The sequence below is a fragment of the Paenibacillus sp. BAC0078 genome, from assembly GCF_054483875.1.
The window spans coordinates 431,805-457,281 of record NZ_JBTLRW010000001.1; the positions used below are offsets into that span (position 1 = coordinate 431,805).

Annotated in this window: 23 protein-coding genes and 1 pseudogene; 9 read left to right on the top strand and 15 right to left on the bottom strand. The window is 49.8% G+C overall.

Going from position 1 to position 25,477, the window contains the following annotated elements; genetic code table 11:
* Positions 1 to 90: 90 nt before the first annotated feature.
* From fdhD to hydG, 3 genes are all read left to right on the top strand, one after another.
* Positions 91 to 900, top strand: a complete 810-nt coding sequence (fdhD, locus tag ACX1DY_RS01950; RefSeq protein WP_458962511.1) for a formate dehydrogenase accessory sulfurtransferase FdhD — start codon at positions 91 to 93, stop codon at positions 898 to 900.
* A 98-nt stretch (positions 901 to 998) separates the two neighbouring features.
* Complete coding sequence (gene hydE, locus ACX1DY_RS01955; RefSeq protein WP_458962512.1) at positions 999 to 2,069, top strand: [FeFe] hydrogenase H-cluster radical SAM maturase HydE; 1,071 nt, start codon at positions 999 to 1,001, stop codon at positions 2,067 to 2,069.
* A gap of 33 nt (positions 2,070 to 2,102) precedes the next feature.
* Positions 2,103 to 3,518: a [FeFe] hydrogenase H-cluster radical SAM maturase HydG gene (gene hydG / locus ACX1DY_RS01960; protein ID WP_458962513.1), complete on the top strand. Its 1,416-nt coding sequence runs from the start codon at positions 2,103 to 2,105 to the stop codon at positions 3,516 to 3,518.
* Positions 3,519 to 3,613: 95 nt separating this feature from the next.
* Here the strand turns inward: hydG and ACX1DY_RS01965 are convergent, their stop codons facing one another.
* The 11 genes from ACX1DY_RS01965 to zwf form a co-directional block, all read right to left on the bottom strand.
* On the bottom strand, positions 3,614 to 4,165 hold the full coding sequence (locus tag ACX1DY_RS01965) for a hypothetical protein (protein WP_458962514.1): 552 nt from the start codon (positions 4,163 to 4,165) through the stop codon (positions 3,614 to 3,616).
* Between the two features lie 110 nt (positions 4,166 to 4,275).
* Positions 4,276 to 5,523, bottom strand: a complete 1,248-nt coding sequence (hydF, locus tag ACX1DY_RS01970; protein WP_458962515.1) for a [FeFe] hydrogenase H-cluster maturation GTPase HydF — start codon at positions 5,521 to 5,523, stop codon at positions 4,276 to 4,278.
* Between the two features lie 34 nt (positions 5,524 to 5,557).
* Positions 5,558 to 6,976 carry an aspartate ammonia-lyase gene (locus ACX1DY_RS01975; protein ID WP_458962516.1) on the bottom strand — a complete coding sequence of 473 codons (1,419 nt, stop codon included), beginning with the start codon at positions 6,974 to 6,976 and terminating at the stop codon, positions 5,558 to 5,560.
* A gap of 5 nt (positions 6,977 to 6,981) precedes the next feature.
* On the bottom strand, positions 6,982 to 8,043 hold the full coding sequence (gene moaA / locus ACX1DY_RS01980; protein ID WP_458962517.1) for a GTP 3',8-cyclase MoaA: 1,062 nt from the start codon (positions 8,041 to 8,043) through the stop codon (positions 6,982 to 6,984).
* Between the two features lie 31 nt (positions 8,044 to 8,074).
* Positions 8,075 to 8,659 carry a 4Fe-4S dicluster domain-containing protein gene (locus ACX1DY_RS01985; protein WP_458962518.1) on the bottom strand — a complete coding sequence of 195 codons (585 nt, stop codon included), beginning with the start codon at positions 8,657 to 8,659 and terminating at the stop codon, positions 8,075 to 8,077.
* A gap of 1 nt (position 8,660) precedes the next feature.
* Complete coding sequence (locus ACX1DY_RS01990) at positions 8,661 to 10,079, bottom strand: [FeFe] hydrogenase, group A (protein ID WP_458962519.1); 1,419 nt, start codon at positions 10,077 to 10,079, stop codon at positions 8,661 to 8,663.
* Complete coding sequence (locus ACX1DY_RS01995) at positions 10,066 to 10,725, bottom strand: 4Fe-4S dicluster domain-containing protein (protein WP_458962520.1); 660 nt, start codon at positions 10,723 to 10,725, stop codon at positions 10,066 to 10,068. The genes ACX1DY_RS01990 and ACX1DY_RS01995 overlap by 14 nt, the downstream gene beginning before the upstream one ends.
* Positions 10,722 to 12,866: a formate dehydrogenase subunit alpha gene (fdhF, locus tag ACX1DY_RS02000; RefSeq protein ID WP_458962521.1), complete on the bottom strand. Its 2,145-nt coding sequence runs from the start codon at positions 12,864 to 12,866 to the stop codon at positions 10,722 to 10,724. The genes ACX1DY_RS01995 and fdhF overlap by 4 nt, the downstream gene beginning before the upstream one ends.
* Before the next feature lie 232 nt (positions 12,867 to 13,098).
* Positions 13,099 to 13,449, bottom strand: a complete 351-nt coding sequence (locus tag ACX1DY_RS02005; RefSeq protein ID WP_458962522.1) for a Na-translocating system protein MpsC family protein — start codon at positions 13,447 to 13,449, stop codon at positions 13,099 to 13,101.
* 190 nt (positions 13,450 to 13,639) lie between these two features.
* The gene (gene gnd, locus ACX1DY_RS02010) at positions 13,640 to 14,536 is read right to left on the bottom strand and encodes a phosphogluconate dehydrogenase (NAD(+)-dependent, decarboxylating) (protein WP_458962523.1); all 897 of its coding nucleotides are present in this window, start codon (positions 14,534 to 14,536) and stop codon (positions 13,640 to 13,642) included.
* 36 nt (positions 14,537 to 14,572) lie between these two features.
* Positions 14,573 to 16,096 carry a glucose-6-phosphate dehydrogenase gene (gene zwf / locus ACX1DY_RS02015; RefSeq protein ID WP_458962524.1) on the bottom strand — a complete coding sequence of 508 codons (1,524 nt, stop codon included), beginning with the start codon at positions 16,094 to 16,096 and terminating at the stop codon, positions 14,573 to 14,575.
* A gap of 200 nt (positions 16,097 to 16,296) precedes the next feature.
* On the opposite strand from zwf, the gene ACX1DY_RS02020 reads away from it, so the two are divergent.
* Positions 16,297 to 16,608 carry a winged helix-turn-helix transcriptional regulator gene (locus ACX1DY_RS02020; protein ID WP_458962525.1) on the top strand — a complete coding sequence of 104 codons (312 nt, stop codon included), beginning with the start codon at positions 16,297 to 16,299 and terminating at the stop codon, positions 16,606 to 16,608.
* A 153-nt stretch (positions 16,609 to 16,761) separates the two neighbouring features.
* Here the strand turns inward: ACX1DY_RS02020 and ACX1DY_RS02025 are convergent, their stop codons facing one another.
* Positions 16,762 to 17,451 carry a DUF6033 family protein gene (locus ACX1DY_RS02025; protein WP_458962526.1) on the bottom strand — a complete coding sequence of 230 codons (690 nt, stop codon included), beginning with the start codon at positions 17,449 to 17,451 and terminating at the stop codon, positions 16,762 to 16,764.
* A gap of 266 nt (positions 17,452 to 17,717) precedes the next feature.
* On the opposite strand from ACX1DY_RS02025, the gene ACX1DY_RS02030 reads away from it, so the two are divergent.
* Positions 17,718 to 18,464: a YdcF family protein gene (locus ACX1DY_RS02030; protein ID WP_458962527.1), complete on the top strand. Its 747-nt coding sequence runs from the start codon at positions 17,718 to 17,720 to the stop codon at positions 18,462 to 18,464.
* Positions 18,465 to 18,564: 100 nt separating this feature from the next.
* Here the strand turns inward: ACX1DY_RS02030 and ybaK are convergent, their stop codons facing one another.
* Together ybaK and ACX1DY_RS02040 are read right to left on the bottom strand one after the other, a co-directional pair.
* Positions 18,565 to 19,038, bottom strand: a complete 474-nt coding sequence (gene ybaK, locus ACX1DY_RS02035) for a Cys-tRNA(Pro) deacylase (RefSeq protein ID WP_458962528.1) — start codon at positions 19,036 to 19,038, stop codon at positions 18,565 to 18,567.
* Between the two features lie 39 nt (positions 19,039 to 19,077).
* A complete protein-coding gene (locus tag ACX1DY_RS02040) occupies positions 19,078 to 19,329 on the bottom strand; it encodes a YolD-like family protein (RefSeq protein WP_458962529.1) in 252 nt (83 codons plus the stop codon).
* Between the two features lie 396 nt (positions 19,330 to 19,725).
* Between ACX1DY_RS02040 and ACX1DY_RS02045 the strand changes: the two genes are divergently transcribed.
* The 4 genes and pseudogenes from ACX1DY_RS02045 to ACX1DY_RS02060 all read left to right on the top strand — a co-directional run bounded on the left by ACX1DY_RS02045 (position 19,726) and on the right by ACX1DY_RS02060 (position 24,601).
* Positions 19,726 to 20,415, top strand: coding sequence for a hypothetical protein (locus ACX1DY_RS02045; protein WP_458962530.1), 690 nt, complete (start codon positions 19,726 to 19,728; stop codon positions 20,413 to 20,415).
* 783 nt (positions 20,416 to 21,198) lie between these two features.
* Positions 21,199 to 22,266 (top strand): cohesin domain-containing protein, encoded by a 1,068-nt coding sequence (locus tag ACX1DY_RS02050; protein ID WP_458962531.1) that lies wholly within the window; start codon positions 21,199 to 21,201, stop codon positions 22,264 to 22,266.
* Between the two features lie 283 nt (positions 22,267 to 22,549).
* Positions 22,550 to 23,674, top strand: coding sequence for a fibronectin type III domain-containing protein (locus ACX1DY_RS02055; protein WP_458962532.1), 1,125 nt, complete (start codon positions 22,550 to 22,552; stop codon positions 23,672 to 23,674).
* Between the two features lie 67 nt (positions 23,675 to 23,741).
* Positions 23,742 to 24,601 (top strand): annotated as a pseudogene (locus ACX1DY_RS02060) (ATP-dependent DNA ligase).
* 78 nt (positions 24,602 to 24,679) lie between these two features.
* On the opposite strand, the gene ACX1DY_RS02065 reads toward ACX1DY_RS02060, so the two are convergent.
* The gene (locus tag ACX1DY_RS02065; protein WP_458962533.1) at positions 24,680 to 25,174 is read right to left on the bottom strand and encodes a hypothetical protein; all 495 of its coding nucleotides are present in this window, start codon (positions 25,172 to 25,174) and stop codon (positions 24,680 to 24,682) included.
* Positions 25,175 to 25,477: the final 303 nt, after the last annotated feature.

A 25,477-nucleotide genomic window follows, 5' to 3' on the forward strand; every position in this document is an offset into this window, starting at 1 on the left:
AAGTGGTGAAGTAAGTGAGGGTAAATAGAAATTTTTAACATTTAAAGTCATTTTTATATAATAAAATTCTATATATTAAGGATGATGATGATGGAACAACACTCGGAGCAGCATGGAAGCATTATTCGCTACCGCCGGGGGCGGCTCAGCCGGGAAGAAGATGCGATTGTGACTGAGCAGCCGGTAACGGTCAAAATCAACGGGGAGGAATTCGTCACACTGGTGTGTACGCCGGAATTTATCGAGGATATGGTTGTGGGCTATCTGGCCTCTGAAGGTATGATCAGCGGGACGCAGGATATTCAGAATCTGTGGACACAGGAAGAAGAGGGATTTGTGCATGTAGCCATTGAACACTGGAACCCTCTCCACCGCCAGTTATTCGGCAAACGTTATGTCACTTCCTGCTGCGGGGCGAGCCGCCACGGCTTTGTTTTTGTTAACGATGTCCGAACGGCAAAAGTGAAATCCGCGGTTCATATCACGCTGTCCTTTGACGATTGTTTTCATCTGATGGATGAGGTGCTGGACGGAGCGGAATTGTTCCACCGGACGGGAGGCGTACACTGTGCCGCACTGTGCGATGCCGAAGGTGTTCTGCTGGCCCGCAGCGATATTGGACGCCATAATGCGCTCGACAAAATTTACGGCCACTGTCTCAGAGCGGGAATTGACGCCGGGAATAAAATCATCGTTTTCAGCGGCCGCATCTCCTCGGAAATTCTGCTCAAGGCGGCCAAAATCGGCTGTGAGATTATTTTGTCCAAATCCGCCCCCACAGGCCTTGCCATTGAACTGGCTGAGCAGCTGGGCATCACTGCCGTGGGTTTCATCCGTCAAGACTCCTGCAACGTATATACGCATCCTGAGCGGATTACGGATTGCGAAAATTGGAAATGAACGCATAATTGCTACATTTTCAAGAAGAAAACTCACTGTTCTGTAATTTAACTTTTGTTACAATATTTTCAAGTCGAGCGCTGAGGGAGGGATGTAAAATGCATCATCTATTGGAACATTTAGCGGCTGGCGGTTCATTGGAAAAGCAGGAGCTGATCCTGCTGCTCAGCCATCTGGACGGGAAGCTCCGAAGGCGGCTGCATGATCTTGCCCATCAGAGCAGACTGCAGGCCTACGGAACGAGCGTCTATTTGCGCGGTCTGATTGAATTTTCAAATATTTGCAAGCAAAACTGCTTGTACTGCGGATTACGTTCCGGCAACAAAAGCCTTAGCCGCTATCGTCTGCTGCCTGAAGAAATACTGGAATGCTGCCGTGAAGGCTACATGCTTGGCTACCGCACCTTTGTGCTGCAGAGCGGTGAGGATGACTGGTACACTGCGGAAAAGCTGGTGCTCCTGATCACCTCCATTAAACAGTTGTTCCCGGACGCTGCTGTGACACTCTCCATTGGCGAGCGGGACGACGAAACGTATATACGTCTGTTCGAAGCTGGGGCAGACCGTTATTTGCTGCGCCATGAAACGGCTTCTCCCGAGCTATACCGGGCGCTCCATCCGACGATGGGCTATGAGAACCGCCGCGAGCGTCTCGGAGCACTGCAAAGAATTGGCTACCAGGTCGGGGCCGGCTTCATGGTCGGTCTGCCGGGGCAGACCTTTGCGGATTTGGCGGAGGATCTGTTGTATTTGCAGCAATTGCAGCCTGACATGATCGGGATCGGCCCTTTTTTGCCGCATAATGCCACACCCTTAAAGGACGAGCCGCCCGGAACGGTTGAGAATACGCTGGACATGATTGCATTAGCGAGACTGATGGTGCCGCAGGCATTGATTCCGGCGACGACGGCGATGGGTACCGCGCACCCGAAGGGTCGGGAATTGGCGTTGCAGGCAGGTGCGAATGTAGTGATGCCGAACCTCTCCCCGCTGTCTGTCCGGCCCAAATACATGCTGTACAATAACAAAATCTGTATGGGCGACGAATCCGCACAATGCAGAGTCTGTCTGGAGCAGCGGATCGAGTCCGCCGGCTTCTATGTCGATATGGGACGGGGCGACAGCTTGAGGCATCTCTCCCGCTCCCACGAAGAACATCTGATTCCCTGATCCAAAAGATAATCCGGAAAGAAGTGGATACGAATGAGCAAGGTGAATGAATGCGTGCCGGCAGATTTTATTCGAGATGAAGATATTATAGAAGATTTAGCATATGGCGCAGAGGCGGTAGCCGACAGTGCAACGGTAGCTGCCATATTGGAAAAAGCTAAGGGCTGCAAAGGCTTAAGCTCCCGCGAGGCGGCAGTCCTTCTAAATGTGGAGGATGAGGACACGCTGCATCAGCTCTATCAGGTATCACGAGGGATCAAGGAGCAGATTTACGGCAACCGGATCGTCCTCTTCGCTCCGCTCTACGTCAGCAACTACTGTGTTAATAATTGTGTATATTGCGGGTACAAGCATTCCAATTCGGAGTTTGCGCGCAGCCGTCTGAACGCCGCCGAAATTGCCGAGGAGGTCAAAGTGCTGCAATCCCTTGGACATAAACGGCTCGTGCTTGAAGCTGGCGAGGATGCGCGCAACTGCTCGATTGATTATATTATTGACTGTATTCAGACCATCTACGATACGAAGCTGGACAATGGCAGCATCCGGCGGATTAATGTCAATATCGCGGCGACCACCGAAGAGAATTACCGGAGGCTGGCCAAGGCCGGCATTGGAACCTACATCCTGTTTCAGGAGACGTATCACCGGCCCAGCTACCGCTATTACCATCCCGAAGGTCCCAAAAATGATTACGATTGGCACACAACGGCGATGGACCGGGCCATGAATGCGGGAATTGACGATGTCGGCATCGGTGTTCTGTACGGCCTTTACGACCACAAGTACGAAACTATAGCCATGCTTAAGCATGCGGAGCATCTGGAGCAAGTCTTTGGCTGCGGCCCGCACACTATCTCCGTCCCCCGTCTGCGCGCAGCCGAGAATGTAAGTCTGGACAGCTACCCGTATCTTGTCAGCGATCATGATTTTGCCAAAATCGTCGCCGTGCTCAGAATGGCTGTTCCCTACACGGGAATGATCCTCTCCACGCGTGAAGATTCGGAGTTCCGCGATCAGATTATCAGGCTCGGCATCTCGCAGATCAGCGCCGGTTCTGCCACCGGTGTAGGTGCCTACAGTGTCAACAAACACAAAGAAGAGCCGCCGCAGTTCGCTGTAGGGGATCACCGCTCTCCTATGGAAATTGTCAAAAACCTGTGTAAAGACGGTTACGTTCCCAGCTACTGCACCGCCTGCTACAGAGAAGGACGCACCGGAGACCGCTTCATGCAGCTGGCGAAATCGGGCCAGATTCACAATGTCTGCCAGCCGAATTCGCTGATGACCTTTCAGGAATATCTGCTCGATTATGCTGACGAGGAGATGCGGGCCATCGGCGAGCAGACGATCCGGGACAATCTGGAGCGTATCCCCAAGGAAGGGGTCCGGAACGCTACCCGGAAACAGCTGCAGCGTATCCATGCAGGCGAAAGAGATCTTCGCTTTTGAGCAGACTATAACACATAAAGACCCCCTCGCAGCCAGCATAGCCGTGAAGGGGGTCTTATTCCATCTTATTCTTATCGCGGATTATCGGGAGGCAATTATTTGGCAGCCTTGGCCGCATCCAGAATTGCTTTCAGATAGCCTTGGGTATCCACAAGTGTGGCTCCGCTGACAGCGTCGACCATCTGCTCTTTGCTCTTATTGCTAAGCGTAGCTTCAAGCGATTTTATCGTTTTGCCGGTCGCATATTTCTCAATGGCAGCCATGTTCTTGTCATAAGAAACCGTCGATTTGGCTTCTTCTTTCATGTGCTCACTGTAATATTTGGCATTGGCCTTCTTCGAAGCCAGGACCATCTTCGGATCTTTGTAATTCTGGCCGAAATCGGAGTCGGAGTTCGGAACTCCCTTTGCCACATCTGAGCTCAGGAATTGATAATCATCCAGCGAAGCGGCGACGATCACTCCATTTTGGACGACTGCGACAGCCACCGTAAAGCATTTCTTGCCATGTGCTGCTGCTTCTACCCGTCCTACCTTGAGCGGCGCACTAGCTGCCGAAGACACATTGTTCAGAGCCCCGCTATTGCCAATCCCTACAACCGCCATTGAAATACCAGCTACCAGCAATAATTTTGTTACATTTTTCACAAACATTCCCCCAGTTGATGTTATTAAAAACGCTTTCATACTATATTTATCAATTTATAGTTTCCAAGTCTGTTAAAAATGTTACTAGATAACTGTTATTATATGGTATTCTACCAGGCCAGCATAGCTGAAGGGAACATTTCAATCGCCCGGGGAAATACACCTTGGACAAAAGCAATAAATACACCGTAATTTACAACCGGTACCCCGGCAGCGCAGGCCTCCTCCAATCTGAGCAGCATGGCCCTGCGGTTCAGCATGCAGGCACCGCAGTGAATAATCAGCGAGTATCTTTCCAGCTCCGGCGGGAGCTCACTGCCTGAAGCATGCTCGATAATGAGCTGCCTGCCTGTAATCTCCCGCAGCCAGCGTGGAATCTTCACAGAACCGATATCATAAGACTGCCTATGATGTGTGCAGGCCTCGGCAATCAGCACCCGATCCCCATCCCTCAGCCTGCTGATTGAGCGCACACCGCTTACCAGCCGGGGAAGATCGCCTTTATAGCGGGCGAACAGGATCGAGAATGACGTAAGCGGCACATCTCTTGGAGTGTCCGCCTGAACCTTCAGAAACACCTGCGAATCCGTAATGACCAGACGCGGCTTGCAGGCCAGCTGCTCAAGCGTGTGCCTTAGCTCTTGTTCTTTGGTTACAACAGCAACCGCATCACATTCCATAATATCGCGGATCGTTTGCTGCTGGGGCAGGATCAGCCTGCCCTTGGGGGCGGCCTTGTCAATCGGAACCACCAGCACAGCAACATCCCCCGGCTCCAGCAGATCTCCGACAAGACGGAAGCGTTCCTCGTTCTTCGCCAGTGCTCCAGCCACAGCTTGCTTCAAGGCTTCCACTCCGTAACCGCTGACCGTGCTGACAGGCATCACCTTAACAGAAGGACCCGATTCCAGCCGTGCGGCCGTTTCATTGCACAGGTCGTTCTGCGCTTGCGGACCGGCAGCAATTAAATCTATTTTATTTAATACAATCATCACTTGAAGCCCTGCCGCTGTAATCGTCCGCAGCAGTCCCTGCTCGAAGTCACCGGCTCCGGCGGCAGCATCAATGATTAAAAGCGCCAGATCGGTTGTATTCAGCACCTTCATTGTTTTACGGATACGCTGCTGCCCCAATTCCCCATTGTCGTCAAGTCCGGCGGTGTCTATCAGCAGAACGGGACCTGCCGGCAGCAGCTCCATAGGCTGATAAACCGGGTCCGTCGTTGTGCCGCTTTCAGGGGATACAATTGAAACCCCTTGTCCGCAAAAAGCGTTAATCAGACTCGACTTTCCGGCATTGCGGCGGCCGAAAACGGCGACATGCGGTCTTTCTCCGCGCGGTGTATCATTCAAGCCCATCTCGCTGAAGCCTCCTTTATGGTTAAACGCCGGATCACCCGCTGTGGCCGGGGATGCCCGGCTTGGTCACCTCCAGCGGATGAAGAATTCTGGCAATCTGCTCCTCCGTCATGAGTCCCCGCTCCAGCAGAAGCTGATTCAGTGAACGTCCGGAAGTAGCGGCGGCTCCGGCCAGCTCCGCTGCAGTGTCATATCCGAGATAGGATGTTATAGCCGCAGCCATCACCCCCGAATGCTCCACATGCTCCCGGCACCGGGCTTCATCCAGCGTAAGGCCGCTGACACAGCGTTCCCGAAACTGCGGGAGCGCACGCAGCAGCAGCTCAAGGGATTCCAGCAGCGCTTCGGCCAGCACAGGCGTAAATGCGTTCAGCTCCAGCTGACCGCTTGCCGCCGCCAGGGTTACCTCCGTATCATTGGCAATGACCCGCATCGCCACAGAGCTTATCATCTCGGCGATCACAGGATTTACTTTGCCGGGCATAATGGAGGAACCGGCCTGCATGGCTGGCAGGAGGTATTCGCCAATCCCCCCGGCAGGACCGGAGGACAGCAGCCGGAAGTCACCCGATATTTTCAGCAAATTCACCGCCGCCGCTTTTAGCAGACCCGACACTTCCACAAATACATCCATGTTCTGTGTCACATCCATTGGGAAATCACTGCGGCTGAGTCCGAGACCGGTCATTTCGCGCAGCTCGTCGGCCACAGTATAAACATAGGCAAGCGGAGCGTTCATTCCTGTGCCAACAGCCGTACCACCAAGATTGATTTCCCGCAGCCGCTCCTCCGCCTTGTACAGCCGCCAGCGGTCGCGGGCGACCGCCTTGGCGTAAGCGCCGAAGGATTGTCCGGCGAGAATCGGCAAGGCATCCATCAGTTCAGTCCGCCCGAGTCTCAGCAGATCCGCATACTGGTGTTCTTTCGCCTGGAATGCTTCCTGAAGGAAAGCGAGCTCACCGGCCAATTGCCGCAGCAGCTTTATTACAGCGATACGCAGCGCAGTCGGATAAACATCGTTCGTCGATTGATAGAGGTTCACATCATCGAGCGGATGGACGATGCTATAATCGCCCTTGCTCCCTCCCAGCCGCTCAATCGCCCGGTTCGCAATCACTTCGTTCACATTCATATTGCTGCTGGTTCCCGCTCCGCCCTGATAGGCGTCCACCACAAAATGAGCGTCCAGATGGCCCTTCAGGATATCATCACAAGCGTCAAGAATCGCCTGCGCCTTATGCTCAGGCAAGCTCCCGTTTTGTCCATTCACCTTCGCCGCGGCTTTTTTGACCAGAACCAGCGCCCGCATCAGCTTCAGGTTAGCCGGACGCCCGCCGGCTGCGAAATTATCCCTCGCCCGTGCGGTATGAATCCCATAATAAGCATCGAGAGGGACGGGCAGACTGCCAAGGGAATCCCTTTCCATACGGAAGGCTGCTTGATATTCAGACATCCCCTTCACCCACCAATCTGCAACATTTGGCGGATGGTACTGCTCTGAAGAGGCTGCCCGGTCCCGAATCCCATGCCCCGTTGCCCCATCTCATGCCGGACCGGCTTCCCCTCCAGTGAGCGCAGAAACAATTGTTTCAATTGCTCATCCTTCCCGATGTACGGCCTAACATTCCATTCGTCGTTCCAGTAGAGGCATGGCTTGATATGTCCGCCCGCTGTGATCCGCAGCCGATTGCAGGACCTGCAGAAATGGTTACTAACAGGATCAATCAGTCCGAATTGCCCCACCGCTCCGGTGATACGGTAATAACGGGCAGGACCAGAATCCCCAGCCTCTCCGGATAAATTAGGGTCATGGATGGCTTCAACCCCAGCCTGATCCGTCAGGGCCGGTTCAACCTCCCACCCCGCTCTTGCACAGCGATCCAGAATTCCGTCAAGCGGCATATATCCGGCTTCCCACCCTTCAATATTCCTGCCGATCGGCATGTACTCAATAAAGCGGATTTGCAGCGGATATTTTAGCGTAAGCTGCAAAAAGGATTCAATCTCATCGTCATTCACCCCGTGCATGACGACGACATTAACCTTCACCCGCTCCACACCGGCCTCCAGGCTGGCTCCGATGGCGTGGAGCACCCGGCTGACATCGCCGCCCCCTGTGATTCTCGCAAACCGTTCCGCCTGCAGGGAATCCAGACTGATGTTAACATCCGTCAGCCCGGCTTCGCGCAGCGCCCTTGCTTTGGAGGACAGCAGCAGTCCGTTGGTAGTCAGCCCGATGCGGCCAATTCCGGAAATTGCACGCAGCCTGGCCACCAGCTCTTCTAGCCGGGGGCGCAGCAGCGGTTCCCCGCCGGTAAGCCGCACCTTGGTTACGCCCATGTCTGCAAGTACGGACACAACTGAGGATATTTCCTCAAACGTGAGCGGCGGGGACTGCGAAGCCGCTCCAATATTTTTATCAGGCATGCAGTATTGGCAGGAAAGATTGCAGCGGTCCGTGACCGAAATCCGCACATAATTGTGTAGACGGCCATAGGAATCGTCCAATGTCTGAGACAAACAATTCACCTTGCTTTCTAAGAAGTTACGTTCAGTAACGGATCAATCCTCCGAACTGCTGCAGCGTCTGCGCACTGGCGAGCCTCTTGGCAGAAATGCTCTCCGCCACTTGGCTTGGCGCCACAAGCTGAAGCGCATGGGTAGGACAAACCCGCACACACTCGGGACCACCTTCACTCTCCTCGCACAAATCGCATTTACTGGCAACCAGACGCTCCTTGTGCGCCCAGCTCCCCCCTGCGTTCGAACGCAGTCCAGCCTGATATTGCCTATCTCCGTCTTTGTAGGCCGGAACCATGGCAATCGCTCCATATGGACACACCAGCATACAGGTTTTACAGCCGATACAAGTGTCCTGATTGATAAAAATACTATTGTCCTTATTAATAATTGAACCATTGGGACATACATTGGCGCAGGGCGCATCCTCGCAATGACGGCACTGCACCGGGGCAGTAACCACATTGGTCTCCGTAACCCTCAGCCGTGGATAAAAGTTCGGGTTATCCTCTTGCTGCTGGAACATATTTTTGGGGGAATGGGCAGTAACACAGGCGACTTCACAGGTATGGCAGCCAATGCACAGACCGGAATCGGCAAGGACAAAACTGTTCATTTTACTCCTCCTTCACACTTGCATTTGATGGGGTCATAGTCTTCTGCCTGGAATGAAACGCGGTGTGCAGCAGGTGATGGGAGATGTGGCCCAGCGGCTCACCCAGGAAGTCCTTATATAGCTTAATAATGGCCGGATTCTCATGTGATTTCCGCACCTGCTGATGGGTATCGTGGCGATAGACCGAGCTTTTTCTGGCCTGGTAAGCCGTCTTGCGCAGGGTCTCCAGCAGCAGCTTGGGTTGTCCGCCGCCGCTAACGCAGCCTTCGGGACAAGCCATCACTTCAATAAAATGATAGGGACAATCGCCAGCCCTAACTTGATCCAGAATGTCGGATACATACTGAAGTCCGGCAACAACAGCCACCTTCAGCTCAAGGTCGCCAAGCTGCACGGCAGCCGTGCGAATCCCTTCATCACCCCTGACAAAATCGAGCTGCAGGCTCGGGATCTTCTCATGGGTAACCAGCTCATAGCCCGTGCGGATGGCCGCTTCCATGACACCTCCGGTAACTCCGAAGATTGAGCCTGCCCCGGAATACTTCCCCAGTGGCGAATCAAACAGCTCATCCGGCAGATTCACGAAATCAATGCCCGCATCCTTGATTAAATGGGCCAGCTCTCTGGTGGTGATAACGACATCCACCTCCCGGTGTCCGTCTACCTCCATTTCTTCCCGGCTGCATTCAAATTCCTTACAGGTACAAGGCATTACCGCCACACTGTAAATATCCGCCGGATCAACCCCATCCTGCTTCGCTCCGTAGGTTTTGAAGAGCGCTCCGGCCATTTGCATCGGCGATTTGCAGCTCGACAGGTGTTCAAGCAGCTCCGGCGCCGCTGTCTCCGCATGCTTGACCCAGGCCGGACAGCAGGAGGTAAACATCGGCAGATGTTCACCGGATAACAACCTGCCAATCAGCTCCGAGCCTTCCTCCATAATCGTTACGTCGGCGGCAAAATTCGTATCATAAATCCGGTCGAAATTCAGCCGCCGCAGCGCCGCAGCCATCTTCCCGGGAGTCAGCGTACCCAGCGGCAAGCCAAATTCCTCAGCCAGCGAGACGCGGATGGCCGGTGCGCACTGCACCACCTTATGAAGCTTGGAATCAGTAAGCGCAAGTTTGACCTCCCGCACTTGACCGGCGGAGTAGGCGGCAAACAGGGGCTCGCGCACGGTGGACAGCTGCCCCCGCTGCTGCCTTTTAGCCGCAAGGAAGTTCTCAGACTCCAGGCTGCTCCCGGCATAAGCAGTGCAGATTTGTACACACTGGCCGCAGATGACGCAGCGGTGAGCGTCAATAGTTTGCGGCTTGCCCGGCTCGCCGATGACAGCCTCCACAGGGCATACAGATGCGCACCTCCGGCAGCCCGTGCACAAGTCTGCATCAATGTTAATTATAGGATCACTGTATGGCATCGCAGATCACCCCTTCTGTTCTCCGTGTATGCTGTGAATGCTGCCCGGGTCCCGGGTTTGCAAGCACCAGCGCCCCTGTCGGACAGCTCGAGACACAGGCGGGAAGCGGGTTGCCATCGCTGAGCGCCTGTGTTAACACGTCAGAGGCTGATCCACTCCCCGTAGCGGAGCTTCCGGTCAATCCGGTATTTCTGCACAGATCACATTTGTAAGCAATAATCTTACTCTTGCGTTGCAGCCTTCCACTCTTCCGTTCCTCTAACCGCGCCTGCGGAAGCTCTTCACCGCCGCTGTAAGCCTTATAGAGGCTGATAGCCCCGAACGGACATGCAAGTGAGCAGGCCTTGCAGCCGATACATGCCCCGGCATCAATAGTAATCACCCCATCCTCCTGCCGGATCGCCTGAACTGGACACGCCACCGCACAAGGAGCGTTCTCACATTGCCGGCATTGAACCGGCATCGTGAAGCTGTCCGTGCGGATCACATACAGCCTGGGCAGAACCGGCATCGTGACCGTTCCGACTGCGGCACCTACTCCGTTGTCACGGTTATGCACCGCGAAGCAGGCCAGCTCGCAGGCCTTGCAGCCGATGCATTTGGCCGCTTCGGCAATGACCAGTGAACTTAGCTGCACGTTGTTCATTTCTGTACCACCCCCACCCCCATCTGCTTGCGAAGCGCCGCATACTGCTCGCGGACCTGCGTTTCTGCCCGCTTCTGGTCGCGGATTGCCTCGACCCGGACCGCGCAGTATTTATATTCCGGCGTTTTCGAGACAGGATCAAGAGAGTCGGCGGTCAGCTCATTGCAGGCTCCAATCCAGAAATGATAGGTCATATAGGTTGCGCCTTGATTAATCCGGCTGCTTACTTGTGCCCTCGCCACGATTTGCCCCCGGCGGGAATAGATACGGACCAGCTCACCGTCTTCAATCCCAAGCTCTGCGGCATCCTCCAGACTGATCTGGATGTTCCCCGGTTCATCCGACAGCCTGCTGAGCGCCCGGCAGTTGCCGGTCATCGTACGTACCGAATAATGTCCAACCTCACGGACGGTGGAGAGGGTCAGCGGATATTCAGCGTCCGGCTGCTCCAGCGGAGCCCTCCATTCGCACGCGAACAACTGTCCTTTGCCGCTCGGCGTGGTAAACTGATTACCTTTATATAAAAACGGTGTTCCCGGATGGTCCTCGGAAGGACAGGGCCACTGAACACCCCCGAGAGCTTCCATCTTGCTGTAGCTGGCTCCGGTGAAGCTTGGGGCCAGGCTGCGCATCTCATCCCAGATTTCCTCCGAATTGTTGTAGGCCATCGGATACCCCATCGCCGTGGATACCTCGCTGATAATCTGCCAGTCCGGCTTCACCTCTCCCGGCGGCTCAATGGCTTTGCGGATGCGCTGGAAGCCCCGGTCAGCCGAGGAATAAACTCCGTCATGCTCACCCCAGGAAGTGGCGGGCAGGATCACGTCGGCATGGAGGGCCGTTTTGTTCATAAATATATCCTGCACAATTACAAGCTCCAGCTTATCCAGCGCTTCCCGGAGCTCGGCGGCATTCGGATCGCTCTGCACCGGATCTTCACCAAAGATGTAATAGGCCTTCACCTTATGCTCCTTCAGGATGAGATGGGGCACTTCCGTCAGCCGGTATCCGACCTTGCCCGGCAGAGGAACGCCCCAGGCTTTCTCGAATTTCTTACGGACTTTGGCATCCGTAACCGGCTGGTAGCCGGGGTAGACATTCGGCAGTGCACCCATGTCACAGGAGCCCTGCACATTATTCTGGCCGCGCACAGGACCGATTCCGACACCCGGCCGGCCGAAATTGCCGGTCAGCAGGGCCAGCGAGGCCAATCCCTTGACCACATCCACCGCCTGGGCGAATTGGCATACGCCCATACCGTAAAGAATCATTGCCTTAGGCGACTTGGCATATTGGCGCATCACCTTGCGGATTTCCGCCGCTTTTACCCCGGTAATCCGCTCTGCATATTCAGGCGTATACTTCTGCACACCGGCCTTGTAATCGGCGAAGCCCTCCACAAATTTAGAGACATAATCCTTGTCATACAGATCCTCTTCAATAAGCACATGCCCAAAAGCGTTCACCAGCGCCATGTTCGTTCCGCCCCTAAGCGGCAGCCAGGTATCAGCAATTCTGGCCGATTCGGTCTTCCTTGGATCAGCCACGATCAGCGTCGCCCCCTTCTGCTTCGCTTTTACAATTCTTCTGGCAACAATCGGATGGGTAACGGCGGCGTTATATCCAAAGATCAGCAGCAGGTCGGTGTCTTCAATTTCAGGAATGGAATTCGACATCGCCCCATCGCCGAGCGAATAGGTCAAACCGGCAACAGACGGCCCATGACAGACCCTGGCACAGTGGTCGATATTGTTCGTGCCAATGACCGCCCTCATGAACTTTTGCATCACATAGTTGGCTTCATTGCCGGGGCCTCTGGCCGAACCCGTTCCCATGATTGCATCCGGGCCATATTTCTCCTTTATTGCCGTGAGTTTCTCCGCTGTGAATTGAATGGCCTCGTCCCACGATACTTCCTCCAGAACCCCCTCTTTGCGGATCATTGGCTTACGGAGACGTGCGGTTAGCAGCTGCGGATCATTTAAGAAATCCCATCCATAATGCCCCTTCAGACACAGGTTCCCCTCATTGGTTCTGCCATTTGCAGGCTCTGCACCCACGACCTGCCCATCTTCCACAAGCAAATACATCTGACAGCCGCTTCCGCAATACGGGCATACCGTTAATACTTTGTTTTCCATCCTTTATCACCTCTCCTTGTGATTTTTCACACAATGTATGCAAACAAGCAGAAACGGCTACGCCGTCCATAGAAGGACGGTATCCGTTTCAGCGGGAAATATAAGGATAATTTATAGTGTGAAACATATAAATTTTTATATTTTAAAAAAATAAGCCAATACAAAGCGTACTCTCGGGTACACCGTGTACTGGCTTATTAAAAAGCGAAGAGACAAGGTCCTTTCTCTCTAATCAAACCGATTTATTAAGTTGTATGATAACGGTTCTGTCTTCATGAGACAGATCACAAAGCCTCCAGGAATATGTAAACCGGCAGCCTATCGTCTCTATCATTTCCTCCATAAAACCCCGTTCCAAATAAGGCTTAAGCACTTTCCAATACTCTGCGACGAGATCAAGAGCGCCTTCCTTCACCAGAATTTCCGACAGACTGGAGAGGATGCCCCTGATCTCAATTGTGATCTGCGACTCGTTGTCCAGCTTCACCTTCACATTCTCCGGCCCTTTCCCCCGATAATGCTTCACGATCTTCACGGCGAGCTTTCTAATCTTCTCCTGGTACTCAAAATCAGCTTCAGACATTCAAATTCCCTCACCCGATTATGCCTTTTTTTGGGATTTACTATGAGCAATTCATATGTTAAACCCATCCATAAATGTTGTCAATTGATAATTTCGCTATATAAAAAAGAACCTGACACACCAAAAAACCAGCATATCTCCGTTAAGCCGGAAAATGCTGGTCTTCTTGTTTGGGGCGCCGCTATCTTGCTTACTGCTTCGATTCCACGGCATGGCCGCCGAATTCATTGCGCAGGGCGGCAACGACCTTGCCGGTAAAAGTGTCAGTCTCCAGCGACCGGTAGCGCATCAGCAGCGACATGGCAATAACCGGCGTAGCCGCCTGCAGGTCAAACGCGGTCTCCAGCGTCCATCTGCCTTCCCCGGAGGAATGCATAATTCCCTTGATTTCATCCAGCTTGGCATCCTTCGAAAAGGCGCGTTCAACCAGCTCCATCAGCCAGGAGCGGATAACGGAGCCATTGTTCCATACCCGGGCCACCTCTTCAAAATTAAAATCATAGCCGCTCTTCTCCAGCACCTCAAAGCCTTCTCCAATGGCAGCCATCATCCCGTACTCAATTCCGTTGTGGACCATCTTCAGAAAATGGCCGCTGCCGGATTTGCCGGCATATAAATATCCGTCCTTTACAGACGTATCCCTGAAAAGCGGCTCGGCAATTGCCCAAGCCTCCTCATCGCCTCCGACCATATAGCAGGCCCCATTGCGCGCGCCTTCCATCCCGCCGGAGGTTCCGGCGTCGAGGAAATAGATGCCCTGCTCCGCAAGCTCCTGATGACGGCGGATCGACTCCTTGTAGTGGGAATTTCCGGCTTCGATAATAATATCGCCCTTGGACAGCAGCGGTGTCAGCTCGGCAATAACGGAATCGACAAACGTATGCGGAACCATGATCCAGGCGATTCGCGGAGAATCCAGCTTCGCAGCAAGCTCAGTCAGGCTCCCTGCCCCGGTTGCTCCTTTGGCCTCAAGCTCCGCTACTGCTGTGCTGTTCACGTCAAAGGCCACAACCTCATGACCGTGCTCCAGCAGATTTTGTCCGAGATTGAACCCCATTTTTCCTAGTCCGATTAATCCAACTTTCATTGATAACCCCTCCGAATGTGATTATTAGTTCTTCTGTTACGCCCCGGGCCGAATCATCGCTTCATCCGTGGCATCGTCTGCGCTTAGAGCATCAGGTTCCGGGTCATCCAGCCACCAGTGCGCATCTCCGAGCAGTTCATCCGCAGCTTTCGGGCCATTCGAGCCCGCCGGATAGAGATGAAGCGGAAGCTTCCCATCCTTTGTCGCTTCGATTATAGGCTGAACCCATTGCCATGACAACTCCACTTCGTCCCAATGGGCAAAAAAAGTGGCGTCTCCCAGCAGCGCATCGTAAATCAGGTTCTCATAAGCCTCCGGCAAATCCGGATTTGCCGAATCATGCTTGATGCTGACCGGTGTAAGCTCACCGTGCTGGCGCGGATTTTTTGTATTGAGCTGCAGCGAGATACCTTCTCCTGGACCAATTTCAATTACCAGCAGGTTCGGGTCCAGATTCAGTCTGTTCAGGTTGTGCAAGTCATTGAACGGTTCCTTGAACTCAATTACGATCCGTGTCGATTTCTCTTTCATACGTTTCCCGGTACGGATATAGAACGGCACCTCATCCCACATCGGATCATCAATAAAGAGACGTGCGGCAATATAGGTCTCATTCTGCGAGGACGGCTCGATCCCCGGCTCGGAAGTGTAGGCAGCAGCAGGACGGCCTTTGATTTCACCTTCAGCATATTGCCCGCGGATCACATTCTTCGCCAGATCCTCCACAAGTAGTGGACGGACAGAACGGATAACATGCCGTTTCTTGCTGCGGACATCCTCCGGCGTGCTGCCTTTTGGCAGCTGCATCGCCATCATCATTACCAGTTGAAGCATATGGTTCTGGAACATATCGCGCAAAGCACCTGCTTTGTCGTAATAACCTGCGCGTTCCTCAACACCAACCGTCTCACTGGCGGTAATCTGTACATTAGCGATATAGCGGTTCTGCCACAAAGCTCTCAGCACAGGATTGGAATATTTCAGCACTTCCAGGTTCTGCACCATCGGTTTGCCCAGGAAATGGTCGATGCGGAAAATCTCCTCTTCTGCAAAAGCAGCGCTCAGGCTCTCATTCAGCACCCGTGCCGACTGCAAATCCGTGCCGAACGGCTTCTCGATGATCAGGCGTTTCCAGCCCTTCGTGTCTCCGAGTCCGCTACCTTTAATATTAGCGGCAATTTCGCCGAAAAACTCCGGTCCTACCGATAGATAAAACATCCGGTTCTGCGGCAGACTGAGCTGCTCTTCACGGCGGAGCACATGTTCAAGCAGCTTCTGGTAATCCTCGGGATGTCCAACATCCAACACGCTATATTCAAAAGACTGCAGAAAGCTCTGCAGCTCTGGAGAGTCCTCTACTGTGCGCCGGGAGAAGGTATGCAGCGAATCCAGCACTCCTGCCTGGAAAGCTTCGTTCGTCAGTGTTCTTCTGCCCAGACCGATGACCGAGAGCGGACCGGAAAGCTTGCCGTCTGCAAAAAGATTATATAGAGCGGGATAGATTTTTCGTTTGGCCAAATCCCCCGTTGCGCCAAAAAGTACAAATGTTGATGATTCCACTTTCATTCCTCCCGTAATTATCATTTATTTATAAGGTTACTTATTATTACTCGCAAACTTTATATCACACATAATACGACTATAGAATTCATTCGTCAACATCATTTTGACATTTACGAATAGCACTTATTTTCACGAACTTTTTACTATGTTATAGTTAGTGGGATATTTATAATAACTGTGCGGGAAGGGGAACTAACATGTCACAGGATTTCAAGCTGCTTGCCAAGGTGGAGCATGTCCATCAAATCATCGGGAAGAAATGGGTCAACCTGATCATCCATGTGCTGAATGAAGGTCCGAAGCGGTTCAGCGAGCTTCACGTCTTCATTCCCGATCTAAGCAAACGTGTGCTGAATGAACGGCTGAAGGAGCTCGAAGAGTGCGGTTTGCTGAATCGCAAGGTTATTCCTGACCGGCCGGTAAGGACCGAATATTCATTGACAATCAAAGGCCAGGAGCTCGGCGAGGCGCTGTGTCACGTGGAGGCTTGGGCGATGAAATGGCTGTAATGCGGGGGGCAATTAACACAAAAATAAACCAGAAGACATCCCATGGGAGGCCTCCTGGCTTGCTTAAAATCAAGTCGATATTCATTATATAGAGCGGCTGGCCTTCCGGATCTACATTCAGATCCTGTAGACTGCCTTTATCCTGACCGGCAATCAAATCATATCCGTGAACTTTCTCCCCTTAAGCGGAACGTACTGCTGCACCCATTCCTGAGCAGACATAACCCCTGGAGAGTAAATAGGAGCTGTAGTGACCCTCTGAAAAGGATACATAGAATAGCTTGAGCTCACTGCGTCAGCTTCTTGAAGCTCCTCAACAACTTGCCGAGCTTTTTGTGCTTTTTCTTTTTGCTTCTCCGCTTCTATTTTCTTTCCTTTTTCCACCTCTTCAGGCGATGTTACACCTGCAGACCAAATCGTGTAAGTCCCATCCTCATGTACAATCAGACTACGGCCAACGATATTCACGCCACCCAATTGCTCCAATTGTTCGAAGGCTTGCTTATCCTCTGTCGTGTAATAATTAATGTACCCGTATATCTTCTCTCTCAAAGCTCCATCCGTCTTCATTTGCTGCAAAATATTCGGCGCAATAACCACATCTTGCAGATTCCCTGATTTCCCTCGTCCTACAATGTCCTTTTCATTCTTTGCAATAGCCTCAACTCCAACAGAAAGCCCGTACTTTTCGGAGATTACTTTGGCCTCATTGGATTCATTTCCGCTGGCAGCAGCGAGTGTATCTTTAAAAGCAACTGAGTACGAACCGGGAATAGCGTTGCTTCTCGTTTGTACTGAACGCGATGCGGGAGAGGAATTTAATGCTGCTGTTATCAGATTCACCTATCAACCCTCCAAAGGAATATTTTGTTATATTATATTCATCGTCCCAAAGTAGCAAAGTTTTAAGACTTTCATGGCTTCCAGATCCAGCATCTGCCTTGCAATAAATTGGAATAAATTTTGTTACTGGAACAGCTAAGGAAAAGCGAAACCCCTCCGCCTATCTTAAGCACTTATAACGCTCATAGCAGCCATGCTGCTTGGGAGTCTTTCCCGGATCATGTTACAATACAACCAGCAATTATACATAAGGGCGGGTGAACCAGATGATCTATGCTATAAAATTTGTCTACAGCTTCGTGCTGCCGCCGGGCCTCTTCGTCGTGCTGCTGCTCGGCCTTACGGTCTGGCTGTGGCGGAGCCGCCGCCGTCCGGCGCTGGTGCTGCTTGGCGTTACCCTGCTGCTCTACCTCTCCATGACGCCTCTGATTGGCGATCTGCTGATCGGCAGTCTGGAACGGCAATATGATCAGCCGAAAAAATTCACGGGAGATGTCATTGTTGTCCTGGGCGGAGGTGCCTCCTCCGGCACGCCGGATATGGACGGGGAGGGTAATCTGTACGGTTCGGCGGCGAACCGGCTGCTGACCGCAGTCCGGCTGTACCGCCAGACCGGACTGCCAATCCTGTTCTCCGGCGGACAGGTGTTTGCCGACTCCGGCAATGAAGCGGATATCGCCAAACGGCAGTTGATCGCCCTCGGGATACCAGAGAGCGACATTCTGGCCGAGAACCAGTCGCTCAACACCGAACAGAATGCTATAAATACAGCAGCACTCATGAAGGCTAAGGGGCTCAGCCGGCCCGTGCTGGTCACCTCGGGCTTTCACATGCCCCGCGCTATGGTACTGTTCAAGAATGCAGGGCTTTCTCCGCTTGCCTATCCTACGGATTACTCCGCGAGCCAGGGAGGCTCCCTGTATCCTGCCAAGTTCTCGCCTTCTCCCGGAGCGATGAACAATACCGGGACAGCGCTCAAGGAATATTTGGGCCTGCTCGCAGCCCATTTCTAAGCGGACAGGGAAGCAGCGTAGCAGCAAAAAAGCAGTGAGCCGGATGCTTGGTTGCATCGGCCACTGCTTTTTTTGTACAGGAAGTATACTCGCCCTACCACTATTTAATTAATTCAATGAACCGGGCGTCCAGGGCCTCGGCAAGCTGGTTCGGCTGAAGCTCCATCTGCATGCCTATTTTCCCGGCACTGACGGCTATCGTTGCCAGCTCCACGGCGCTGCTGTCGATAAAGGTCGGATAGAGCTTTTTCATCCCTATCGGCGAACAGCCGCCGCGCATGTAGCCCGTCCATTTCAGCAGCTCTTTTACCGGAAGCATCTCGATCTTCTTCTCGCCCGCCGCTTTGGCGGCTTTTTTCAGATCCAGCTCTTCAGCAACAGGGATTACAAATACATACAGATTCGCCCCGCTATGCGCGACCAGCGTCTTAAAGACCGTTTCCGGGGGCAGATTAACCTTTTCCGCTACCGCCGTCCCGTGAATCTGGCCGTCCTCGTTGTCGTACTGATGAACCTCATAGGCGATGTTCCGGGTATCCAGAATCCGCATCGCATTGGTTTTGGTGATTGACATCCCTCATCGACCTTTCCTGCAGCCTTAGGCTTCTATCCTTCAATCTCTTGGATAATTCATAGCCATAATATCCATAAAAGGAACCTTGATCAGCTCCTCATTATAGCTTACATGCACCTTACCGGTCCGCGGGTCCATACCGACAATTGTCCCCCGTACCTCCTCTTCTTTGCCCCATACCGTCAATAATACCTCGGAGGCTTCCTGCATGGCTTCTGTCAATTGATTGCCAATTTCCTCCAGCACAAATTCATCTCTTGTCGGCCGTTTGGCCACCTTCGCTTTTGCCACGCTATTCCTCCATTAAGTTAAAGATGTTTCCATGTGTTAATACACAAGATAATTAGTGATTATTTTGTGATTTCATATTGTTGCTCTGATACTGTAGATCAGGAGCATGACTCTCATGAGCTTAACATTTTGCACAGGATCAAACAAGTTATTTAGTTGGTGATATTAACAGTTTTGGTCTTAGCTTCATACTTTACTAAACTTACACTATCAAAAATCATGTACGCAAAATATAGAAGATAAAAATAGCCTTCCAGGTTATCCCTGTAGCGGGACTGGTTACGAACCGGCCGCGTATGGTTGCCTTTTTTATGTCGTTCTTTGTAAATTCATAGATTGATATCCCTTAATTTGATAGAATAAATTGATATTATTATCAGATTTAGGGGGAACACCATGAAGAAACCATTTTATAAACAATGGATATTTTGGGTTATTGTAATTGTAGTAGGAGGCACAGTTGGCCTTATAAACGGAAACGACAGACCTACAGAGCAGGCTGCTCCAATAGCTACTTTAGAGGCTCAACCGGCTGTTGTTGAATCAGAACCAACTGCTATGCCTACTGAAGAACCAACAGTTGAACCTTCAACCCAACCAACCAAAGCACCAACTCAAGCAGCAGCCGCAGATCAAGTGCCTTTACCAAAGGATGAGGTCCTGGCATATACAGCAAATCTCACTGGAAAAACTTTCATTAAAGAGGTCGCAGTGGGCACGGATAGTATAAGCGTGATTTTCTTTAAAGATTTTGAAGAATATAAAGATGCCAACCCGAATTCCGGTATCACAAACGAAGATTATGTAGATTATTTTGCTACTGGAGATCAAATCAATAAGCTGCTAATGCAAGAAACAAGCCGACTATTTAAACAATTCCCTGGAACCGCTAAAGTTGACATGACTATTCCCTATGATGGAAAAACGTATTCTGTGGATTTGACCAAGGGAGAAGTAGAAAGCTTGTATAACGTTGACTTTAGTACACTTACATCAAACGAAGTATGGAGAGAAAAGATAAGTGATCCCCACTTCAATAAAGAGGACAGACAAAAATTTATTGATAAATTTGTTACTGTAAAATGAAAATAGCCCCGAATTTCTCCGGGGTTTTCTATCTACTCCTAAATTTATGTTCTTTCAATATCCCTCCGATCTCCGACGTATACTTTGCAAAGCCGGCACTGCTCCTGATTGATCCGGGTTAGAACAGCATCCCCAGCCATTGAGTGCAACCGCTTGAGGATATTTGTGGAGTACTCTATATATGCAAGACTCTTCTCAATCTTAGCACCATGTACGACAGGAGAATGTAGTCGCGAAGCATGGTGCGCTCCTCTATGGTGATGATAAAAGCTTGTTGTTAACAGTGCTCATGCCGTGTCTCATTTACGTACTTGTTGCCAAGCGAGTATATTGGCGGTCAAAAAGACCCGGGGCGCACCGGTAGTCAGGCAGGTTGCCCGAATACGGCCGTCATGTATCCCGAGCCCCTCAATCTTTCACTGAGTAATATCTTCACTCTTTGCTTGATTTAAAATCCCGACGGTTTGACCAATAGCTATTTGCATAATTGAACTCTGCAAAAAATAAGAACATTCGCTTATATTATTACCAAACATACGTTCTATATACAATCATGATTATATTCCACCATTCCCATATTTAAGTATATTGATTGAATTCAATCAAATTATCCCTTATATAAGAATTTATGTTTAGACACATTCCAACTATTGTCTTAGGATAGTCAGGAAACATGAATACATATTTTTCAACGAAAGGGGAAATAAAACAAACTATTAACTAATCAGATACATAATTTTTTTGAATGAATTTAGAAAATAATATTATTGTGAGGTGTGTAATATGAAAAAGATACTACTGATCATTGTTTTACTTCTTTTGGCTATACCCATGCAGGGGGCTTTTGCTCAGACAGTGCAAGCCCCTGCTGTAGTTACTGTTGATCTTGGTGCAAATATAACTTTTTATAGTTGGCAAACTATGGGTACTGGATATGTTCGAAGCGTTAAAGGGTATGACTCTTCCAACAAACTTATTTTTAACCGTGACATGTCAGACCCGATGAATCAAATTATGACCAGCGCACAGTATACTGCTAGGTATTTTGTCATTGAGTTAACTGGATCAGCTAATGTTTTGACAGAATTCCGAGTTTATGCGGGCAAAGACGGTACTGGTAATATGTATAGTGGCAATACTTTCATATTTGGTACAACACCGCCAACACCAACACCAACACCAACACCGGTACCAACACCAACACCAACACCGACACCAACACCAACTCCGACACCAAGCCCAACACCTGTGCTGGAGCCTACTCTTGATGTAGCCATCTCACCAGAGAAGATTGGTTTAGGAAAAGAATTTACGGCAGATGTATCCCTTAAAAACGTGAAGGATATCTACGCTGAAGACTTCGAAATAAAATATGACAAGGAACACCTGCAATACCTTGGATTCGAAGAAGTAACCGGCTATAAAGTATATAACACGCCAACCGACTTAAATAGTGCTGTTCGCTTTGTAGTTGCCAGCCAAGGCGAAGAATATGGTATTAGCAAAGATACTGTAGTTATAAAACTTAAGTTTAAGGCTAAGGCTATTGGCACGGCGGTAGTAGATTCCACTAAGGCAAGAATTGCAGATACCGAAGATGAATATGACTTAGATAAGGATAACTGCTTGGAAGACAGCATTGTTATAGAGGCGACGGACGTGAACAAATCGGGAAAGTACTCTCTCGTCGATCTCGCGATTGATGCCAGATACTTCAAGTATTTTGCTCCCGATGTCGACCCGGTTAAGTACAACGCACAGCAAGCCGGTGATGAATACGTAAATGATGACGACTTGCTTTTTATCGTCAATCAGATTTTAAACAATCCAGATTATTTGCCTAATACCTAAAAAAATAACCCGTCAGGCATTTGCCCGGCGGGTTATTTTATGTATACTAACCGAACACCGATATGTACCCTCAAGCATGATTCATACCCCCATAAACAAGAACATTTATTTGAATTATAACTACATACGTTCTATATACAACAAGTGACTTATTCACCAACTGGGATAAAAAAGAATTTCGTATTGTTCACTCACTTTATTGCAGATATAGACATATATGTTTAGACAATACTTTCCCTTATATTTTACAATGTTAATTATTATAAAAAAAGGGGATGCTTTCTTGAAAAAGTTACTTGGTTTCTCTTCAATTTTTTTTGTATTGTTTTTATTGTCTTTGATTTTGTCAGTTAATACTTCATTGGCTGAAGAACGATATTCTGAGAATCTTATTCCGAGAATGACTTCAGCTACAACTCCATCAGGGAAAGTAACTTCAAGTGAACAATGGGGTGGCGGAACGTTTAACTGGAAGGCTTTTGATGGAATTGAACAATATTCTACAGCACCCGAAGTATACTCTGCCTGGGGAACAACAAAAACGACCGGTTGGTTAGCTTATGAATTTCCAACTCCTAAAAAAATAGCAAAATACTCTATAAGTTACGGTGCTATTATTGGCACTTCAGAATTTGGTGGACAAGCTAAAAATTGGACCTTTGAAGGATCTAATGATGGCTTAGTTTGGTCAGTTCTTGACACTCAAAGTAATGTAACAGTATGGGTTAAGAACACTCCTAAATCATTTGTTTTTGAAAATGACAAAGAATATAAATTTTATCGAATAAATGTAACTGCTAATAATGGTTCTTCTGCTCAAACAGTTAATTTGACCATTCACGAGCTCAAAATGATGGAAAAAATAGTTGAAGCACCGAATTCTCCAACCAATCTCGTTGCTACCGGGAGCGATACAAAGATAGATCTTCAATGGGCTTCATTTTCAGATGCTGCTTCTTATACTGTAAAAAGATCTTTAACTGCGGGTGGACCATATACTACAATCGTTTCTGATGTAACTGATTTAACTTATGTAGATCATTCAGTTGTAAATGGAACAACTTATTATTATGTCGTTACGGCTCTGAGAAATAAAATTGAAAGCCCAAATTCAAACGAAGTATCAGCTACTCCTAAAAAAGTTGTTCAGCCTGATCCAGAACCAATAGGAGACCGGGCTATCCTTACAATTACATTAGTTAACGGAACAGAAAAAGAATATGATCTTCCTATTGCTGAAGTTGATGCATTCTTGACCTGGTATGACGCTCGTGATGCGGGCAGAGGCCCTGGTATGTATGCAATTGATAAGCACACAAACAATAAAGGTCCCTTCAAAAAACGTAAAGATTATGTTGTCTTTGATAAAATACTTACCTATGAAGTAAGTGAGTATACAACCGAATAATCTTTCCCAACACCTACCTCCTCTATCCCAGTAGCCAAACGCTATAATTGGGTTGAGGAGGTTTTATATGTTTATATCCCCTATGTTGCTCCAAACGGCCCCCGGGCCATTTTCGCACAGTGACTTTTTATTCGAGCCTAAGATAACGGCCATCGGTTGATATACTCCCAGCAAGACGGCAAGGTCCGAATGTACACCCGCCATAATAACGACTGCACCAGGCAGTACCCCGAGTTGCAACTGCCATTTGCTGATGATGTTATTTTGGACGGCGAGGTCGCCTGCGTCGATCCGGCAACCGGAGTATCTGACTTTGAATCCGTAATGAGTCGGTTTCAAGCGAGGCGGGCGGACAAGATACAGCAGCTTACAGCCACGCTGCCAGCCTATTACGCCATCTTTGATATATTGATGTACAAAGGCGAGGACATGCGTGGACTGCCGCTGCAGCGCCGCAAGGAGATGCTGGCGGGCCTTTCCCTACCATCCGGCAGTCTCGGTGTTGTGCCGCACGTGGACGGTGCTGGAGAAGCTTTGTTTGATCAGATTCAAGCCCGCGGAATGGAAGGTGTTGTAGGCAAGAGAAAAAACAGCATCTACGAGACCGGTCGCCGATCTGCAGCCTGGCAAAAGGTAATCAACTGGACCTATGCAGAGGTGTATATAACAGGCTATCGTAAGCAGGAATTCGGGTGGATTACAGCGGTGTCCGGTCCATCCGGCAAACTGCGGCCAGCCGGCATTATTGAGCTTGGCGCGTCTCCGCTGCATAAACAGGCATTCCGGGGTGTGGCCGGGCAGCTTGTAAAAGGCGAGGATAAAGAGTTTGTACATCTGGAACCCCGAATTCGGGCCAAGGTTAGAACGAGGAACTGGACCAAATCCGGCATGCTGCGGAGTCCAGTGTTCACAGAGTTCATAGTATAAAAAGCCCCGCCGACCAGTTAAGGTTGACGGATATTCTACGTATTTTTAGTTTAAAATTGTCTAGCACTTACATCAATATCAAGTGAGTATCCGGATGTACTGTATATACACAGTATAACTTCCATCGAGACCATTACCTAACAGATCCTTAAATGAAACTGTTTTCTGTGCGCCAGCAGCAATTGTTTGATCAGTAAACTGCGATCCATTACGTTTTACTTGAAATTGAACATCATGACCACTATTATTTCTCATCCAAATATTCAAGTTAACTCCATCAGTAGGTGTACAGGTGAAGCCATCGTTAAAGGCTCCGCCAGTATGATGCACAGGAACTATCTTATAGGCCTCAGAAAAAAGCGAGATTTTTGGCGCTTCATATATTCCATCCCCCACCAAAATCTTAGTTCCTGGTCCTTCGATAATGTTGTTATGAAAAGTATAACTACTTGCTGAAGAGACCTCGGAGACTGAAGAACTTTGTGCCGATGTTGAATCCGCTACTGTTGCTAGGCCTGTTGTCGGAGCAAAAAGCAAGGATGCGGCCAAACCCAATCCCAAAAACTTGATCAAATAAATTACCTCCTATGGGTATAGATAGTTTGACTTTCAAATAAATAGTACCATATTTAGGTAAATATTTAGGTAAATATTTATATAGTATCTATTTACTATAATTAATGTATACACTTTTACGCAAAATAAAAGGATTTTTGGTTTTTTATGCCGTATTTAATATGTATTTGGATCGAGTGCATAAATTGCTTTTTTAGCAGAAATAGGTACAGAGAAAGTTTATAGTGTAAATAATATTTATGTCAAAGCAACAAAAGACCCGTCCGGCATAAAGCTAACGGGTTCTCTTTTGAGGTGCAA

Bases quoted from the DNA above. Each gene is read 5' to 3' on its own strand.
- ACX1DY_RS02030 (WP_458962527.1), top strand. From the start codon at position 17,718: ATGATCTATGCTATAAAATTTGTCTACAGCTTCGTGCTGCCGCCGGGC.
- ACX1DY_RS01990 (WP_458962519.1), bottom strand. From the start codon at position 10,079: ATGCCATACAGTGATCCTATAATTAACATTGATGCAGACTTGTGCACG.
- ybaK (WP_458962528.1), bottom strand. From the start codon at position 19,038: ATGTCAATCACCAAAACCAATGCGATGCGGATTCTGGATACCCGGAAC.
- ACX1DY_RS02050 (WP_458962531.1), top strand. From the start codon at position 21,199: ATGAAAAAGATACTACTGATCATTGTTTTACTTCTTTTGGCTATACCC.
- fdhD (WP_458962511.1), top strand. From the start codon at position 91: ATGGAACAACACTCGGAGCAGCATGGAAGCATTATTCGCTACCGCCGG.
- ACX1DY_RS02020 (WP_458962525.1), top strand. From the start codon at position 16,297: ATGTCACAGGATTTCAAGCTGCTTGCCAAGGTGGAGCATGTCCATCAA.
- gnd (WP_458962523.1), bottom strand. From the start codon at position 14,536: ATGAAAGTTGGATTAATCGGACTAGGAAAAATGGGGTTCAATCTCGGA.
- ACX1DY_RS01995 (WP_458962520.1), bottom strand. From the start codon at position 10,725: ATGAACAACGTGCAGCTAAGTTCACTGGTCATTGCCGAAGCGGCCAAA.
- hydE (WP_458962512.1), top strand. From the start codon at position 999: ATGCATCATCTATTGGAACATTTAGCGGCTGGCGGTTCATTGGAAAAG.
- ACX1DY_RS01985 (WP_458962518.1), bottom strand. From the start codon at position 8,659: ATGAACAGTTTTGTCCTTGCCGATTCCGGTCTGTGCATTGGCTGCCAT.
- ACX1DY_RS02045 (WP_458962530.1), top strand. From the start codon at position 19,726: ATGAAGAAACCATTTTATAAACAATGGATATTTTGGGTTATTGTAATT.
- hydF (WP_458962515.1), bottom strand. From the start codon at position 5,523: ATGGGCTTGAATGATACACCGCGCGGAGAAAGACCGCATGTCGCCGTT.
- ACX1DY_RS01975 (WP_458962516.1), bottom strand. From the start codon at position 6,976: ATGTCTGAATATCAAGCAGCCTTCCGTATGGAAAGGGATTCCCTTGGC.
- fdhF (WP_458962521.1), bottom strand. From the start codon at position 12,866: ATGGAAAACAAAGTATTAACGGTATGCCCGTATTGCGGAAGCGGCTGT.
- ACX1DY_RS02005 (WP_458962522.1), bottom strand. From the start codon at position 13,449: ATGTCTGAAGCTGATTTTGAGTACCAGGAGAAGATTAGAAAGCTCGCC.
- hydG (WP_458962513.1), top strand. From the start codon at position 2,103: ATGAGCAAGGTGAATGAATGCGTGCCGGCAGATTTTATTCGAGATGAA.